The organism is Vibrio sp. JPW-9-11-11, assembly GCF_013369335.1.
Taxonomy (GTDB): domain Bacteria; phylum Pseudomonadota; class Gammaproteobacteria; order Enterobacterales; family Vibrionaceae; genus Vibrio.
Genome location: NZ_SZQJ01000003.1, coordinates 184258 through 200888, shown reverse-complemented (window position 1 = coordinate 200888; position 16631 = coordinate 184258). Strand labels below are relative to the sequence as shown.

Below are 16631 nucleotides of genomic sequence, written 5' to 3'. Positions count from 1 at the left end.
GCTCCAATGACAACAACATTTCGTCAAAACCTTACACTCAACAAGCAAGAGTAAGTTTTAACGAATATTACCTTGTATTTATGACACTGCATTGTCATAAACATGACTCAAACTCGGTCACTAAAAGGCATTTTTTTCGACTTTTGTCACATCTTCGCCACCTTGAAGGAATCAACAAAAATAAACTAAAAATCAAAAACTTAGTTAATTCGTAAAACTATCAGTACACTCATTTCTCCCGCCCTGGGACAAAAAAAGACAGCTTAAACACAACTGTAATATTACTGAAATATTTCCTCTCTACCATCAGCCTCAGATTAAACAACCGACCTTTACTTACTTATACAGGTCCACGGAGAAAAATTATGAACCAAGCTACTACAACAGCGGCGCCGATTTCGAGTACGACTCGTTGGTTGCGCTGGGCTAACTTGGCATTCATGTTATATCTACTGCTTCTTGCAGTATCTATGGTAGGCAGTGGCTTTAAATGGGCAACAGGCGATCAAGCAAAAGTTTTGTTTGAGTTTGCTTCACACCCAGTCGCAGGTTTGATGATTGGTCTAGTGGCCACGGCCTTAATTCAGTCATCGAGTACCGTCACTTCAATTATCGTGGGTCTTGTTGCTGGTGGCCTCCCGGTAGAAACCGCTATTCCTATGGTGATGGGTGCCAATATAGGTACGACGGTCACCAATACGCTTGTCAGTCTTGGTCACGTCCGCTGTAAGGAAGAGTTCAAACGCGCCTTTGCCAGCGCCACCATCCACGACTTTTTCAACCTACTCGCGGTGGCCATCTTCCTACCTCTCGAAATGATGTTTGGTATTTTGGACAAGATCTCTCATTGGTTGGTATCCCCATTCTTAGCAACAGGCGATATGAGCATCAAAGGCTTGAACTTTATCAAACCTATCACTAAGCCTGTTGTAAACGCCGTGAAAGAGCCTTTGGGCACATTTGGCGACACCGTCGGCGGCGTACTGCTTATTGTTCTGGGTATTGCGACTATTTTCGTCGCGATCACAGTGATGGGTAAGCTCATGAAGAGCCTGATGGTTGGCCGCGCTCGTGAAATTCTCAAGAATGCCATTGGTCGTGGTCCAATTCACGGCATCATGTCTGGCTCTATCGTGACTGTTTTGGTGCAGTCTTCTTCAACTACCACCAGTTTGATGGTTCCTCTAGTAGGCTCTGGTGTACTGAAAGTTCGTGACGTTTACCCATTCACGCTAGGTGCAAACATCGGTACTTGTATTACCGCACTACTGGCAGCAACTGCAGTATCGGGTGAGTTCGCAGTGTTCGCACTACAAATTGCACTTGTTCACTTAGTGTTTAACATCATGGCAACGGTATTCATCTATGGCATTCCGTTCCTACGCGAGATTCCAGTCAAGGGCGCTGACCTTATCTCTGACATGGCAGTGAAAAACAAAGCGGTTGTTGCCGGTTACCTATTGGCAGTATTCGTCTTACTACCAGGTACTATCTTGGCGCTGACTGCTTAAACAAACACCATCGCTGATATCAAAGCCCACGACTCAGATCGTGGGCTTTTTTGTATCGCCGCGTTGACCTATCCGGCGCAGGCCAAGCCTGCTTGAGTAACAAAAAAGCCGCCCTATCAACGGCGGCTTTTGAAATCCATTCCCAGCTAGACCGAGAACGGATACTTGATCGCTTCGTGGTGTTCGTAACCTTCTACCCAGAAATCATCCAGAGTTACCCAAGTCTCTAAATCTTCGAGTGACTTGATCTCTGGATTGATATGGAACGTTGGCGCTTTAAGAGGTTCACGCTTAAGTTGCACATCTCGCATCAACTCAAGCTGGTCTTCATAGATATGCGCATTGACGATCTTGTGGTATGCCTGACCCGGTTGCTTGCCCGTGATCTGCGCCATAATAGCGAGGAACACGTAAACCTGAACCATGTTGAAGTTGAGACCAAGGGGTACATCACAAGAGCGTTGGGTGCTATTTAAATATAAGGTGTCGCCTAACAGTGAGAAGTGGTGACTGTACATACAAGGGCGTAAACAGCCCATATGGAACTCGCCCGGGTTGTAGAAGTTAAGGATTTCACCACGATCATCAACACCACGAGTCAGGTCATCAACAATCTTACGTAACTGGTCGATATGACCGCCGTCAGGCTTAGCCCAAGCTCTGCCTTGCACACCATAAACACGTCCCATGTCATCTTCACCCTTACGGTGAGGATTGTTAAGCCAAGCATCGTTTAGGTTTGCATTGGCATCCCATGTTTTAGTGCCAAGCTTACGGAAATCGTCTGCATTGTCGTAGCCTCGGATATAACCAAGCAACTCAGCGACCGCCGCTTTCCAAAAGCTTTTACGCGTCGTTACGAGTGGAAATTGGTTATTTGCTACATCGTAGGTGAGATCGGCATTGATGACCGTCAGACAACGCTTACCCGTTCGCTCGTTTTCAACCCATTTACCTTGGTCAACGATACGCTGACAGAGATCTAAATACTGTTTCACACCAATTCCTTACTTCGCTTGTTGGGGTAATTCGTCTTTGTAATGGCCGCGCTTGTACGCCCAAACCATCATCAAAATACCAGCGATCACCATAGGCAGTGAGAGGATTTGCCCCATTGAGATAAACCCACCAAATAGACCTAAATGAGCATCTGGTTCGCGCACGTATTCTACTAGGAAACGGAAGGTTCCGTAACCCGCGAGGAACAAACCCGACACTGAGCCTAACGGGCGAGGCTTCTTGATAAACCAATTCAAGATGAAGAACAGTACGATACCTTCTAATGCCATCTCGTATAGCTGAGAAGGGTGACGTGGCAAAGGCCCTCCGTTCGGGAAGACAAATGCCCATGGCACGTCTGTAACTCGCCCCCAAAGTTCACTGTTCATAAAGTTACCCAGGCGGCCCATTCCTAAACCAAACGGTACTAACGGCGCGATAAAATCGGCAACACCAAAAAAGGTTCTGCCATTCTTTTTTGCGTACCAAAACATGGCACTAATGACGCCCAGTAGACCGCCGTGAAAAGACATACCTCCAGTCCAAACTTTGAATAGATATAAAGGGTCTTGCAAGAACAAGTCAAAGTTATAAAACAACACGTAGCCCACTCGGCCGCCAATAACAACCCCCAAGAACCCCGCAAACAGCAAGTCAGAAACTTGTTCTCGAGTCCAGCCACTGCCCGGTTGGTCTGCGCGTCGATTAGCCAGCCACAACGCAAAAGCGAAACCGACTAAGTACATTAATCCATACCAGCGAATGGAGAGTGGCCCCAGTGAAATTAGCACGGGGTCAATATTAGGAAAGGTTAAATACCCTTGAGACATAGGATGACTACTCTTATAGAAATTTTGATAATAATGAAACGTATAGGTGAGAGTGCCTTACAACAACATAGTTCCAGCCACGAAAACTAAAAACAGAGCAAATATTTTTTTTAGGGTTGGGGTAGGCAGTGACGTTGCGAGCCTTGCGCCGATACGTGTGGTCAACATTGAGGTGGAGGCAATGGCAATTAGCGCGGGTAGATAAACATAGCCAACGCTGTATGCAGGTAAATCTTCGACTTGATAGCCATGCAGGATAAAACCCAACATACCAGAGATGGCAATCATACACCCACATACCGATGACGACCCCACCGCTTTGCGCATCTCAATACCATGGCGATTTAAAAATGGCACCGACAATGAGCCCCCGCCGATCCCCGCTAAACTCGAGACAACACCGATCCCCGTACCATAGACCATGGTCACACCACTGCCCGGCATCGCTTTTGAACTGGTTCCTCGAATCGAAAACAACATTTGAATCGCTAACAACAAAACAATAATACCGAACACTTTGGGTAAGTATTGCGACGGAATCCATTCGGCTAGGTTAGCCCCGAGAAAACCGCCGATAACCACTCCCGGCATCAGCCACTTAACCACAAACATGTCGACATTGCCCAGCTTAAAATGATTCAGTGCAGAAGAGCCTGAAGTAGCGATAATCGAGGCCAAGGAGGTCGCCAGCGCAATCTGCATACTAATCCCCGCATCGATATTGGCCATCGGTAGTAAAAACAGCAACGCTGGCACCACGATGAGACCACCACCAATGCCAAGTAATCCCGCCATCACTCCAACGAATGCGCCAAGCAACATAAATGAAAACAGCAATTCTAACGACACATTAAACCTTATTTGTTACCCGCGCGAATAAATCCAGCAAAGCCCTTCTGTTCGAAAAACGCTTGCATCATAGTATAAATGTTATGACCGTAGGGTTGTATCAACGCTCTGTCAGCAAGCTGTTGTAACTCATCGATGTCGGTATGACGCAGCAAATATTTCACTTTAGCAACGTTGGAAGTGTTCATACTTAAGCTGCGATAACCAAGCCCAACCATCAATAGCGCGCCAATTGGATCACCAGCTAACTCACCACAAATACATACCGGAAGACCGAGCTGCTGGCAGGTTTGATGAATATGGCGAAGGGCCATAATCACCGAAGGATGCATCGACTCATACACATCAGCGACTCGCGCGTTATTGCGATCCACCGCCAGCAGATATTGAGTTAAGTCATTGGTCCCGATAGAGACAAAATCAACCTTCTCAGCAATCAAAGGCAACAAGTAGATCATAGAGGGCACTTCGATCATCACCCCAATTTGCGGCATCTTGACTCGTTCATTGATCTCGGAGACCTCTTGGTAAGCACGCTCAATCAAATCAATCGCATCATCTAGCTCCTGAGCACCAGACACCATAGGCAGTAAAATACTTAAGTTTTGGTGAGTCGCACTTGCGCGCATCATAGCCCGTATCTGCATTAAAAAAATGTCGGGATGATCGAGCGTGAAACGAATGCCACGCCAACCCAAGAAGGGGTTATCCTCTTCGATAGGCAAATAAGGGAGCGCTTTATCACCGCCGACATCCAAAGTTCTCATTACCACTCGCTTATCTGGGTAGCTGTTGAGAACTGCTTGATATTGGTGAGTCTGTTCCTCTTCAGAAGGAAAACGGTGCTGAAGCAAAAATGAAATCTCGGTGCGATACAACCCTACTCCGTCAACGCCTTGGTTGATGGCAATATTAGCATCGGCACTCAATCCAGCATTAAGCATCACCTCAATTCGATGACCATCTTTGGTAAATGCCGGTTCTTCAATACGCTGATTGACCATATTGGCCAATTCACGCTCTTCGTTGGCTAAGGCGCGATATTCACGCAGCAGTTGACGACTGGGCGAGACGAGAATTTTGCCGCTGTAGCCATCAACAATACCTTGCTTGCCGTTAATCGCTTTTAAATTGAGGCTAACCCCCATTACAGCAGGAATGCCCAAAGCTCTGGATAAGATCGCCGCATGCGAGTTGGCGGCCCCTTCTAAAGAAATGACCGCCAGCAATTTCTCTTTAGGCACAGAGGCAAGCAGAGAAGCCGTCAGCTCTCTGACCACTAAGATAACGGGTTTCTCGATAACTTGACGGTCTTGCGCCGTGTTGTGCAAAAAGAACAACAAACGTTGACCTAGCTCGCGAATATCTTGGGCACGCTCACGCAGATAGACATCCGACATACGCGCAAATCGATTCGAGTATGACTCGACGACTTGTCGTAGCGCCCAATCCGCGCGGTCACCTTTTTGTATTTGCGCCTTGAGATCTTTGCGCAACATAGGGTCATTCAATAAGTGGGTGAAAAGATCAAAGATCGCCAATGCGTCTTTGTTTATCTCACTATCGAGCTTTTTGCGCATACGGCGAAAGTCACTCAGCGCTTCTTCAATGGCCAGCAACAACCATTCTTGTTCGAGTTCAATATCTAACGTTGAAGCGGGATAGACGTTGGCAAGATCGGGCTGGGTATCATCCCACCAAAACTCACCAATAGCGACCCCAGAAGAGGCAGGTACACCTTTAATCGCCTGTTGTTTCTTCTCTAAACGCCAATGACCTTGGGTTTGTGCGTGGGCGATAATTACCGCAAGCTGCGCGGCTAAGGTGACCAGAAATGACTCTTCCATTTCATCGAACAGACGCGGTGTTTTCTGTTGAACGACCAATACCCCTAATACCTGTTTGCGGTATATGATTGGCGTGCCAAGAAAGCTCTGATAGACCTCTTCACCGAGCTCAGAGAAATACTTAAAATTGGGGTGTTTTGAGGCTTCGGCTAAGTTGAGGGGCTCAGCGCTACGCTTTACCAAGCCGACCAAGCCTTCATTAAAGCGGATATGGATTTTATCGCCTTTAAAACGCAGCCCTTGGGTCGCCATTAACTCAAGGCGCTGCATCTCTTCATTGGCAAGATAGACAGTACAACATTCAGTGTCCATCGCACTGCATGTCTGTTTGACCAAGATATCCAAAGCCTGATGAACCTCATCAACCTTAGAGACTTGTTCAACTATTTCCCTTAGTTGAGAAAGCATGTCTATCCTCTTCGGTGTTTACGTTTGCCTTTTGTTCTGCGCTCTTTGAACGGCATTGCCATTGATGCAAACTCTTTCATCGCTCGTCGATACACGTCACGCTTGAAAGAAACCACTTGTCTGACTGGATACCAATAACTCACCCAACGCCAACCATCAAATTCAGGGGAACTACCACTTTGCATGTTGATGCGCGATTCGTCGCAATCTAGACGCAGTAGAAACCATTTCTGTTTTTGGCCGATACAAACCGGTTTTGAATCCCAACGAACCAGTCGTTTTGGTAGTTTATACCTTAACCAATGACGACTCGTCGCGACGATTTTCACGTCTTTTTTGGTGAGACCCACCTCTTCGTACAACTCGCGATACATGGCTTGCTCAGGGGTTTCACCGTCATCAATACCACCTTGTGGAAATTGCCAAGAGTGTTGTCCGTATCGTTTTGCCCAGAAGACCTGACCATGGCTATTACAGATTACAATACCCACATTTAAGCGGTAACCGTCGCCATCTATCACTGGCCAACCTCTAATAAATTCTTAATTACAGTGATTTTTCCACATATCCCCAATATGAGCAAACTAACTCGTGCGACTGATACAGAAAATATGATGCTGGACAGGTAGACTGAATAACTTTTAGCCAACCAATAGGTTACTCACACATAGATGAGACCTAGCCCACATTTATTCACCTTTTCTGTGCATAACTATGTGAAGAATCATCGGGCAACTGATCAATTTTACCGCAACACTGGTTAACTCAATAGTACCGAGAAACAAAAAAATTTATTAATTACATAAAAATCATAACTTTAAATCTTCAATCTAGTTCTAGAGAAATCAAATTAAGATCAAAACCAACCACTAACACAGATCGGTCAAAGATCCACCAGGCAAGCATTTATCCACACAGCACTATCAGAAAAACGCCTAAATCATAAAAATCAAACCATTTTCTCACCCAAAAACCCTGTTTATTCATACATATTGAGATTTATTTGTCTTAACTCCGCATCAATCTGTGGATAAGTCAAAAGTTGATGATCTTTTCTCCACTATGATCAAAATCCCTCCAGTCGATATTTACCCCAGTTCCGTTACAATAGAGCTCGGACTAAGATGAATCACAGAGCATGAAAAGCGAACCTCAATCAGAACAAGAGCTACTGGCGCGCGCAACCGATATTGCTGGTATCCGTTTCCAAGAGTTGGCAGATGAAGCGGGCATTCAGGTGCCTGCCGATTTACGCCGCGACAAAGGCTGGGTTGGACAATTGCTTGAGTGGCACCTAGGTGCAACGGCGGGTAGCAAGCCTCAGCAAGACTTCGATCAACTCGGCATTGAACTGAAAACGATCCCTATTAATTACACTGGCAAACCACTGGAAACGACGTTTGTCTGCGTCGCCCCTTTAATTGGTGTCCACGGCTTAACGTGGCAAACCAGCCATGTGCGCAACAAGCTATCCCGCGTATTATGGGTTCCGGTAGAAGGAGAACGTGAAATACCTTTAGCGGAGCGGCGTGTGGGGTCGCCTCTTATCTGGTCACCGAGTGAAGCCCAAGAATCGCAACTCAAAGCCGATTGGGAAGAGTTAATGGAAATGATCGTGTTAGGCCGAGTAGAACAGATCAACGCGCGACATGGTGAAGTACTACAATTAAGGCCAAAAGCCGCCAACGGCCGTGTGCTCACAGAAGCTTACGGGGCCAGTGGCAAGCCAATAAAAACGCTGCCTAGAGGTTTCTATCTCAGAACTCAGTTCACAGCGCAAATATTAGAACAAAACTTTATTTAATGGGTAGTGACAGGTATTTCTAAATCCTGATACATAGGCCCTTCGGTCTCACCACATTCATCATAGGCGTTGTGCAGCCTTAAATAGGCACGCTCGACCCCTAAGCGCTGTAACTCCGCTTTGACTTGGTCTAAAGAATCAAAGTGCACAGGTTCATCGTCAACGCGTATTGGCTCGAGTTGATGTTTGTACTCCACGGCTAACATATATTGCGAAAGGTCTGAACACCCAATGACGAACACTTTGGGTGGCTGGTAACTCTCTTTGTGTTGGCCATGAATCCATTTGTCTAACTGACGTTTTTGCATAACTCACCTCCACTACTGAGTATTAGACAACAACACGCATTTTGCGAATTTGTCGCATCACACTCTTTTCTTATCCTACTCAAATCCCCTATAGTGAGATCACTTGAATCGTTACGACAAGGAAGATCGATGCAATACAACAAGTTACCTCATTCAACATTGGAAGTGAGTAAGATCTGTCTTGGCACCATGACATTTGGTGAACAAAACACGGAGCAACAAGCTTTCAGTCAGTTGGATTATGCCCTGGAACGAGGCGTCAATTTCATCGACACCGCGGAAATGTACCCAGTTCCACCTAAAGCACAAACCCAAGGTCTCACTGAGCAATATATTGGTAATTGGTTAGCTCAGTCGGGGAAGCGAGAAAAGGTCGTGCTTGCGACAAAGATCGCCGGCCCGCGTAACGTCCCCTATATTCGAGACAATATGAGCTTAGATCGACGCAATATTCATGTGGCGATTGATGCGAGCTTGCAGCGATTACAAACCGATTACATCGACCTTTACCAGTTACACTGGCCACAGCGTCAAACCAACTGTTTTGGTCAACTCAATTATCCTTATCCGGATGAACAGCAAGAGGTGACATTAATTGAAACGCTTGAAGCCTTATCGGAACTGATCAAAGCGGGAAAAGTACGTTACATTGGTGTGTCTAACGAAACACCGTGGGGAGTGATGTCGCTACTGCGCTTAGCGGAAAAACACGACCTTCCACGCATCGTCTCGATTCAAAACCCCTACAACCTACTCAATCGCAGTTTTGAAGTGGGACTGTCAGAGATCAGCCATTATGAAGGCGTACAGCTGCTGGCATACTCGCCGCTAGCCTTTGGCTGTTTGAGTGGTAAATATTTGAATGGAGAAAGACCTAAAGGCGCTAGGTGTTCGCTGTTTGAACGCTTTGTGCGCTACTTTACTCCGCAAGGCGAGCAAGCCACCAAAGCGTATGTCCAACTGGCGCAAGAGCATGGCCTTGATCCTGCTCAAATGGCCTTAGCCTTTGTTAACCAACGTCCGTTTGTCGCCGCCAACATCATTGGGGCGACAAATTTAGACCAGCTCAAAGCCAATATTGATAGTTTAGATGTCGTGTTGTCAGATGAGTTACTTCAAGGTATTCAAGAGATTGGGACGACTTACTCCAATCCTTGTCCATAAAAGAGATCGGGGCAGGTGAAGCAACCTGCCCCTTTTGATTACGTCGGTATTCGCGCACTTAAAACACGACGAAGATGACGTATGCGACGCTCAGCTTTCACGCTATCAGGCTCTGAGATTCCAATTGGTCGACCATCTTGTTCAAGACCAATATCTTTCAAAAGATGAGTATTGTGCCAAGGAATATCATAGCCACTGCGTCGCACTTTACGTTTCCATTGTCGATCCTCTCGACGTAGGTCAGCTTTAACGAGTAGTGTGGCAAGTTTTAGGTAAACAGAATGACTCATGAGTTTTCTCCAGTTGAGTATAAGGCTGGAAAAAGACAACGAATCTAAGTGTGGCAATCAGACATAGTTAATTCGCTGCTTTTCCGCAGCCAATTAATAAAGGATTGATTACGGACTAATTACATTGATTTGTTTAGCTTGCGATCAAAGATGGCGGGAGTGGCGATAAAGGCAGCCAAAGCCATGATGCAACGATCATCAGAAGCGCAAACAGTGGTTTGAACAGTAAAATGGTTCATTGTGCGCCTCCTAGCTAATGTAATTAATCCAAAGTTAAGTGTGTATGAGCCTGAGCTCATGGTTAAATTCTAACCGCGACAGCGAGTAATTCAACCGTTTTGTCACAAAATGGCGCAAAACAACCTGATACTCTGCGAAGATGGCGCTAAGCACAAAAGAAATAAGATATTCACCCTGGTTATAAGTTGTTACTGGTGAATAATTTTTAAAAACAAAAAAGCCACAACACAAGAGTTGCGGCTTTTTTAATTGACAAAACAATGAATTAGGCTGGGATATCTGAGATCAAGTTATGTTTGTTTAATAAACGATACATAGTTGCACGCGATACACCGAGTTCTTTGGCCGCCATCGATACTTGGCCAGAATGCGACTCAAGGACGAGTAACAGAGCATCTCGCTCACTGCGTTCACGAATGCTTTTCAGGCTACGGCGATTGTCACTGCGCTTGGGTAGATCGAGATGGCATTCATCGAGCATGACGGTATCCGACATTAACACTACACGTTTAATCTGATTCATCAGTTCACGAACATTACCTGGCCAGTGATATCGTGTCAGCGCCCGGCTGGCTTCTTCAGTAAAACTACGCGCCTGTGCGTTGTACTCTTTAGAGTACTCCTGTAAAAAGTGGCGCGCTAATATCGCGACATCACCCGCACGCTCTTTTAAGCTAGGGACACTTATGCGCAACACATTGATGTAATGGTATAACTCCTCATTGAAATCGCCGTCTATCAGTGCCTTCTCAATATCGGCTGAGTTGGCCGCCAATACCCTAACATCTACCTCTTTGCGTCCACTTGCGGTGTCCACCGTACCTTCTTGAAGGAAACGGAGTAAGTTGTACTGCTGCGATTTAGGTAACGTTAAAATGTCGTTGAGTAAGATGGTACCACCGTCAGCTTTCTCTAGAATCGATGCTTCACCGTGATCTTCACGATTGATGCCAAACAGATCGCTTTCAATTCGACGTTCAGACATGGCGCGACAGTTCACCGAAATAAACTCTTTGTTGGCCCGAGCAGAGGTTCGATGAACCGCGCGCGCGACGGTCTCTTTGCCCGTGCCACTTTCCCCGTAAATAAGAATACTGACATCGGTTGGACCAATACGTTTAATTTGATCACGGAGACGTTTAAGCGGAATAGAATCCCCAATCAACCCCATATCGCTCTGGTTACCGTAATGAGGCCACACTTTCTTCTCCAGTTTGAGCATCCCCAACTGATGACCAATGGTGCTGAGTAGCTGAGCATCTGGAATTGGTGCGGTGAAGAAGTCGATACAAAAGTTAACGATGAACTGGCAAATGGTATCCGAGCTTAGTTGAGACTCTCGAATAAAGGCGAGCCAGCGAACTTGCTTATGCTTACTCACCAAGTTAGCAATACCGTTGAGACTGAACTCATCATGGCTTAGGTCGACAATACCGATACAAGGTCCGGTTTCCGTAAATAACGCATCTGCTTTACGTAAATCGCCACATTGAGTACATCGCCAACCAACCTGCTCAAGTACAGACAGCCAGGGCTCGTAAGTTCCGCCCACGACAACCAAAGAACCCGGAACGGAATCCATTCGGAATTGACTACCCATGAAGCTTGTTCCTTATTATTGATAATACAAATACTGTCCACAGAAAGGCTTAGTCTCCGTGATGTGGTTACATTATAGAGACTAGGCCCAAGAGTCTGTCTCAATAATAAGACTAGTGACGGAAAGGCCTTTTTTCAAAATGTTAGCGCAAAGTCGACAAGACTTTTTGCGGCAGATATCGCACTACATAGTCGATACAAAACAGAATTCTATAAACATTTTCCAGCGCAAATCACCAAAACAAGCTAAGAAAGAGGTTTATTTAATAACAGACACAAAAAAGCCATCCGAAGATGGCTTTGTATTACACGCGTTTAATTTGGCGCTTAAGCTTGCGGACGCATCGCTGGGAATAGAATAACGTCACGAATCGTGTGCGTGTTAGTAAACAGCATCGCTAGACGGTCGATGCCGATACCTTGGCCCGCTGTCGGCGGAAGGCCGTGCTCTAGTGCCGCGATGTAGTCTGCATCGTAGTACATCGCTTCGTCATCACCTGCGTCTTTCGCGTCAACTTGCGCTTTAAAGCGTGCGTCTTGGTCTTCTGCATCATTAAGCTCAGAGAAACCATTCGCCACTTCACGACCACCAATAAAGAACTCGAAACGGTCGGTGAAGAATGGGTTGTCATCGCTGCGACGCGCTAGCGGAGAAATGTCCGCTGGGTAGCCAGTGATGAAGGTTGGTTGAATCAGTTGAGGTTCAGCCGTTTCGCCGAAGATCTCTTCTAATAGCTGACCACATGTCCAGAATGGTTCCACTTCAACGTGAACTGATTTCGCAATCGCGACCATCTTTTCACGGTCTTGTAGATCCGCTTCCGTCAACGCTTGGATTTCTGCGTGTTCAGGGTTGTAGTGTTTGATCGCTTCAAACATGCTCATACGCGCGTAAGTACCGCCAAACTCAACCGTCTCTTCGCCGTAAGGCATAGAGGTTGAACCTAGAACATCCATCGCCACTGTGCTTAGCATCTCTTCAGTCAGATCCATCAGATCTTTGTAGTCCGCGTAAGCTTGGTAGAATTCCATCATAGTGAATTCTGGGTTGTGACGAGGAGACAAACCTTCGTTACGGAAGTTACGGTTGATCTCGAACACACGGTCAAAACCACCCACAACCAGGCGCTTCAGGTATAGCTCGGGAGCAACACGTAGGTACATGTCGATGTCTAGTGCATTGTGGTGCGTGATGAATGGACGAGCCGTCGCGCCACCAGGGATCACGTGCATCATTGGCGTTTCAACTTCTAGATAGCCTTTTGAGCTCATAAAGTTACGAATTGAAGAAACCAATTTAGAGCGAATGATGAACGCTTGACGTGAATCTTCGTTCACAATCAGGTCGACGTAACGCTGACGGTAACGCATTTCCTGGTCAGTCAGGCCGTGGAATTTTTCAGGTAGAGGACGTAGTGCTTTGGTTAGCAGCTCGTACTCTTCCATGTTGACGTATAGATCGCCTTTACCCGACTTATGCAGCGCGCCTTTTACACCGATGATGTCACCGATGTCGAGACCTTGGTATTTCTCTTTTAGTGCTTTCTGTACATCTTTCGCAGCGTACGCTTGAATACGTCCAGAAGTCTCTTGGATCACTAGGAAAGGACCACGTTTCGCCATGATACGACCAGCGATCGCCACAACGTGGTTCAGCGCTTCTAGCTCTTCCTTAGTCTTATCACCGAACTCTTTTTGCAGATCGCCCGCTAGCGCGTCACGACGGAAGTCGTTTGGGTGGCCGTTTGCTTTACAGCTCTTACGAATTTCGTCTAGTTTCGCGCGGCGTTCTGCAATTAACTTGTTTTCTTCAGGTGAAAAGCCTTCTTGTGCGTTGTCGTTTTGAACAGCATCAGTCATTTTCGATGTATCCTGTTTCGATTTGAGTGTCGGTGAAAAGCTTAAAGACCTGATTTCAGGCTAGCTTCGATAAATTTGTCTAAGTCGCCGTCAAGAACCGCTTGCGTATTGCGGTTTTCAACGCCAGTACGTAGGTCTTTGATTCGTGAGTCGTCCAGCACGTAAGAACGGATCTGGCTCCCCCAACCGATGTCAGACTTGGCATCTTCGTTGGCCTGCTTTTCCGCATTCTGTTTTTGAATCTCAAGTTCAAACAGTTTTGCGCGCAGTTGCTTCATCGCTTGATCTTTGTTTTTATGCTGAGAGCGATCATTCTGACATTGCACCACAGTATTGGTCGGAACGTGGGTAATACGTACCGCAGACTCTGTGGTATTGACGTGCTGACCACCAGCGCCTGACGCGCGGTATACGTCAATACGTAAATCAGACGGGTTAATGTCGATCTGAATGTTGTCATCAATCTCTGGATAAATAAACGCAGAAGCAAATGAGGTGTGGCGACGACCACTGGAATCAAACGGTGATTTGCGTACCAGGCGGTGTACACCCGTTTCCGTGCGCAACCAACCGTAAGCATATTCGCCAGAGATCTTAACGGTAGCCCCTTTTAGACCTGCCACTTCACCTTCAGACACTTCGATCACTTCGGTCTTGAAGCCTTTGGCTTCCGCCCAACGCAAATACATGCGTAGCATCATAGACGTCCAATCTTGCGCTTCGGTACCACCCGAACCTGATTGCAGGTCGATGTAGCAGTCTGACGAGTCGTGGTCACCGGCAAACATACGACGGAACTCAAGCTGCTCTAGCTTTGCTTCAAGCTCAGCGAGTTCTGGCTCGATTTCATCGAAGGTTTCTTGATCTTGTTCTTCTACAGCAAGTTCGAGTAGACCTTCAACGTCTTCGACGCCTTGCTCCAGCTGATCAATGGTTTCAACAACCGCTTCTAGAGAAGAACGTTCTTTACCTAGCGCTTGAGCGCGCTCTGGCTCGTTCCATACATCGGGCTGTTCCAGTTCTGCGTTGACTTCTTCTAGACGCTCTTGTTTGGCGTCATAGTCAAAGGTACCCCCTCAGGACATTAGTGCGCTCAGACACGTCCTTTAGGCGGTTTTTAATAGGATTGATTTCAAACATGTTTGCTCAACATTTATGAGTAGAATTTAACCGCAGAATTGTACTGAAAAGTGTGACGAAGATACAGGAATTTTTTAATGACGACTAAAAACTCAAACAATAAAAAATCCCCGGTTACGCCTTGCGTACCCGGGGATTTTTTCACTCAATTGATCGCTAGATTAGGCGTTTTCTTGCGTCAGTTCTGGTTGCTCAGCTTGACCAACAAAGAACATAGCCACAATCGCAACGGCTGTAGGCAACAACCACCCCATGCCGATATCAAACAGAGGCAGCATAGACAAGGCAGATACATCCACGCCCGCCACTTTTGCCGCATCAATAAGTGCAAAGAGTAATGAAACTAAGATCACCACGCGATAGGCCGCTTGAGGGTTTGGCATTTTATTGCGTAGGAAAGTCAGTGCCACTAGCGCAATTGCCACCGGGTAGAGCGCAAATAGGACCGGTACAGATAGAGCGATAAGCTGTGACAGACCAACGTTTGCGACAACCGCACACGCCACACCATTGATGATAACCCAACCTTTATAAGAGATCGGCGTCAGAGAACTAAAGTAGTCAGAACACGCTGAAATTAGACCAATTGCCGTGGTTAGACACGCCAGAAGCACAATCACTGACAGTACAACTTGACCGTATGGACCAAAGAGTGACTGAACGTAAAGGCTCAACACCACACCACCGTTATCAGCGCCAGCCGCCACGGCTGCACTGGTTGCACCTAAATAAAATAGTGAGATGTACACAAACGCCAAACCTGCTGCCGCAATACACGCAGCGCTAATCAGGTATTTGGCGGTGGCTTTCTGCTCTGTGATGCCTTTTTGGCGTAGCGCATCAACAATCAGCACACCAAACATCAGTGAACCAAATGTATCCATGGTGTTGTAACCTTCAAGGAAACCTTTTTGCAACGGGTGCGTGAGGTATTCACCTTGCGCGGCGATCATATCGCCCTGTGGGTCGACAAACACAGCCACCGCAAGCACGATTAAACCAATAAATAGCACTGGCGTAAGCACTTTACCAATCACATCAATCAGCTTTCCTTGCGACCACGCGAAGAACATCGCCACGGCGAAGAACAGAATTGAGAAGATGGTGAGGTGCGACTGCGCGGCATCAATAAAGAAGGGTTTCACCGCCATTTCGTAAGCCACAAGGCCGGTACGAGGCGCTGCAAACGCAGGACCGATAATGATAAAAATCAGTACCGCCATCACCATCGCAGCACGCTTAGGGAGATCTTTAGTCAAGTGTTCCCAAGAACCACCAGCCACTGCAATAGCAACGATAGTAATAAGAGGGAGACCTACCGCAGTGATTAAGAAACCTGTCATCGCAGGAAGCAGATTATCACCCGCCAGTTGACCCGCGAGAGGTGGAAAAATGATGTTACCTGCACCTAAAAAGAAAGCGAAAAGCATAAAGCCTACCGCAATAATATCTGTTAGTTTTAAAGTCTGATTCACTGTCGACCCTTTACTTATCTTTAATTAATGTTGTGTTGCATGAGTGTTGCGACACAGCGCACACTCTTAAAATTAGGCGCGCATAATGACGAAATCCTCATCAAGTCGCAACCCAAAGGATTAAAACACCATATAAATTTATAAATAAGGCTAAAATCCAGCATATATAACTACATTAATAAAAATAGTCAGACCAATTTGCTATTCATATTTCATTACAAACCACGAACAGTTAGAACAAAACACCAAACAAGACGTTAACAACAGATCAATTAACTCAATATTTAAACGATTGCCGACAAACGTA

14 protein-coding genes are annotated in these 16631 nt (G+C 46.4%); 3 read left to right on the top strand and 11 right to left on the bottom strand.

Features of this window, described 5'->3' with window-relative positions; all coding sequences use genetic code 11:
- Window positions 1-365 precede the first annotated feature (365 nt).
- On the top strand, window positions 366-1511 hold the full coding sequence (locus FCU94_RS02410; protein ID WP_176286961.1) for a Na/Pi symporter: 1146 nt from the start codon (window positions 366-368) through the stop codon (window positions 1509-1511).
- A gap of 146 nt (window positions 1512-1657) precedes the next feature.
- Here FCU94_RS02410 and FCU94_RS02405 read toward each other — a convergent pair whose 3' ends face one another.
- From FCU94_RS02405 to rppH, 5 genes are read right to left on the bottom strand one after another with little or no spacing between them, the layout of a single operon-like run.
- Complete coding sequence (locus FCU94_RS02405; protein WP_176286960.1) at window positions 1658-2509, bottom strand: thymidylate synthase; 852 nt, start codon at window positions 2507-2509, stop codon at window positions 1658-1660.
- A 9-nt stretch (window positions 2510-2518) separates the two neighbouring features.
- Window positions 2519-3340: a prolipoprotein diacylglyceryl transferase gene (gene lgt, locus FCU94_RS02400; protein ID WP_176286959.1), complete on the bottom strand. Its 822-nt coding sequence runs from the start codon at window positions 3338-3340 to the stop codon at window positions 2519-2521.
- A gap of 57 nt (window positions 3341-3397) precedes the next feature.
- Window positions 3398-4189, bottom strand: a complete 792-nt coding sequence (locus FCU94_RS02395; RefSeq protein ID WP_176286958.1) for a sulfite exporter TauE/SafE family protein — start codon at window positions 4187-4189, stop codon at window positions 3398-3400.
- Between the two features lie 8 nt (window positions 4190-4197).
- Window positions 4198-6444, bottom strand: coding sequence for a phosphoenolpyruvate--protein phosphotransferase (ptsP, locus tag FCU94_RS02390; protein WP_176286957.1), 2247 nt, complete (start codon window positions 6442-6444; stop codon window positions 4198-4200).
- A gap of 2 nt (window positions 6445-6446) precedes the next feature.
- Complete coding sequence (gene rppH, locus FCU94_RS02385; RefSeq protein WP_176286956.1) at window positions 6447-6965, bottom strand: RNA pyrophosphohydrolase; 519 nt, start codon at window positions 6963-6965, stop codon at window positions 6447-6449.
- A gap of 617 nt (window positions 6966-7582) precedes the next feature.
- Here rppH and mutH point away from each other — a divergent pair.
- Entirely contained in the window at window positions 7583-8248 is a 666-nt protein-coding gene (gene mutH, locus FCU94_RS02380; protein WP_176286955.1) for a DNA mismatch repair endonuclease MutH, read from the top strand.
- Here the strand turns inward: mutH and FCU94_RS02375 are convergent.
- Entirely contained in the window at window positions 8245-8556 is a 312-nt protein-coding gene (locus FCU94_RS02375) for a DUF6482 family protein (protein WP_176286954.1), read from the bottom strand. The two genes, mutH and FCU94_RS02375, sit on opposite strands and share 4 nt — an antisense overlap.
- A gap of 129 nt (window positions 8557-8685) precedes the next feature.
- On the opposite strand from FCU94_RS02375, the gene FCU94_RS02370 reads away from it, so the two are divergent.
- Entirely contained in the window at window positions 8686-9720 is a 1035-nt protein-coding gene (locus FCU94_RS02370; RefSeq protein WP_176286953.1) for an NADP(H)-dependent aldo-keto reductase, read from the top strand.
- A gap of 38 nt (window positions 9721-9758) precedes the next feature.
- Here the strand turns inward: FCU94_RS02370 and FCU94_RS02365 are convergent, their stop codons facing one another.
- From FCU94_RS02365 to brnQ, 5 genes are all read right to left on the bottom strand, one after another.
- On the bottom strand, window positions 9759-10010 hold the full coding sequence (locus FCU94_RS02365) for a DUF1127 domain-containing protein (protein WP_176286952.1): 252 nt from the start codon (window positions 10008-10010) through the stop codon (window positions 9759-9761).
- Between the two features lie 505 nt (window positions 10011-10515).
- Window positions 10516-11850, bottom strand: coding sequence for a cyclic-di-GMP-binding transcriptional regulator VpsR (gene vpsR, locus FCU94_RS02360; RefSeq protein ID WP_176286951.1), 1335 nt, complete (start codon window positions 11848-11850; stop codon window positions 10516-10518).
- 326 nt (window positions 11851-12176) lie between these two features.
- On the bottom strand, window positions 12177-13709 hold the full coding sequence (gene lysS / locus FCU94_RS02355; RefSeq protein ID WP_176286950.1) for a lysine--tRNA ligase: 1533 nt from the start codon (window positions 13707-13709) through the stop codon (window positions 12177-12179).
- Window positions 13710-13750: 41 nt separating this feature from the next.
- A protein-coding gene (gene prfB / locus FCU94_RS02350) for a peptide chain release factor 2 (RefSeq protein WP_176286949.1) occupies window positions 13751-14849 on the bottom strand; the annotation gives its coding sequence in 2 pieces (ribosomal slippage) (window positions 13751-14773 and window positions 14775-14849; 1098 coding nt in all).
- A gap of 161 nt (window positions 14850-15010) precedes the next feature.
- Window positions 15011-16324, bottom strand: coding sequence for a branched-chain amino acid transport system II carrier protein (gene brnQ / locus FCU94_RS02345; RefSeq protein WP_176286948.1), 1314 nt, complete (start codon window positions 16322-16324; stop codon window positions 15011-15013).
- Window positions 16325-16631: the final 307 nt, after the last annotated feature.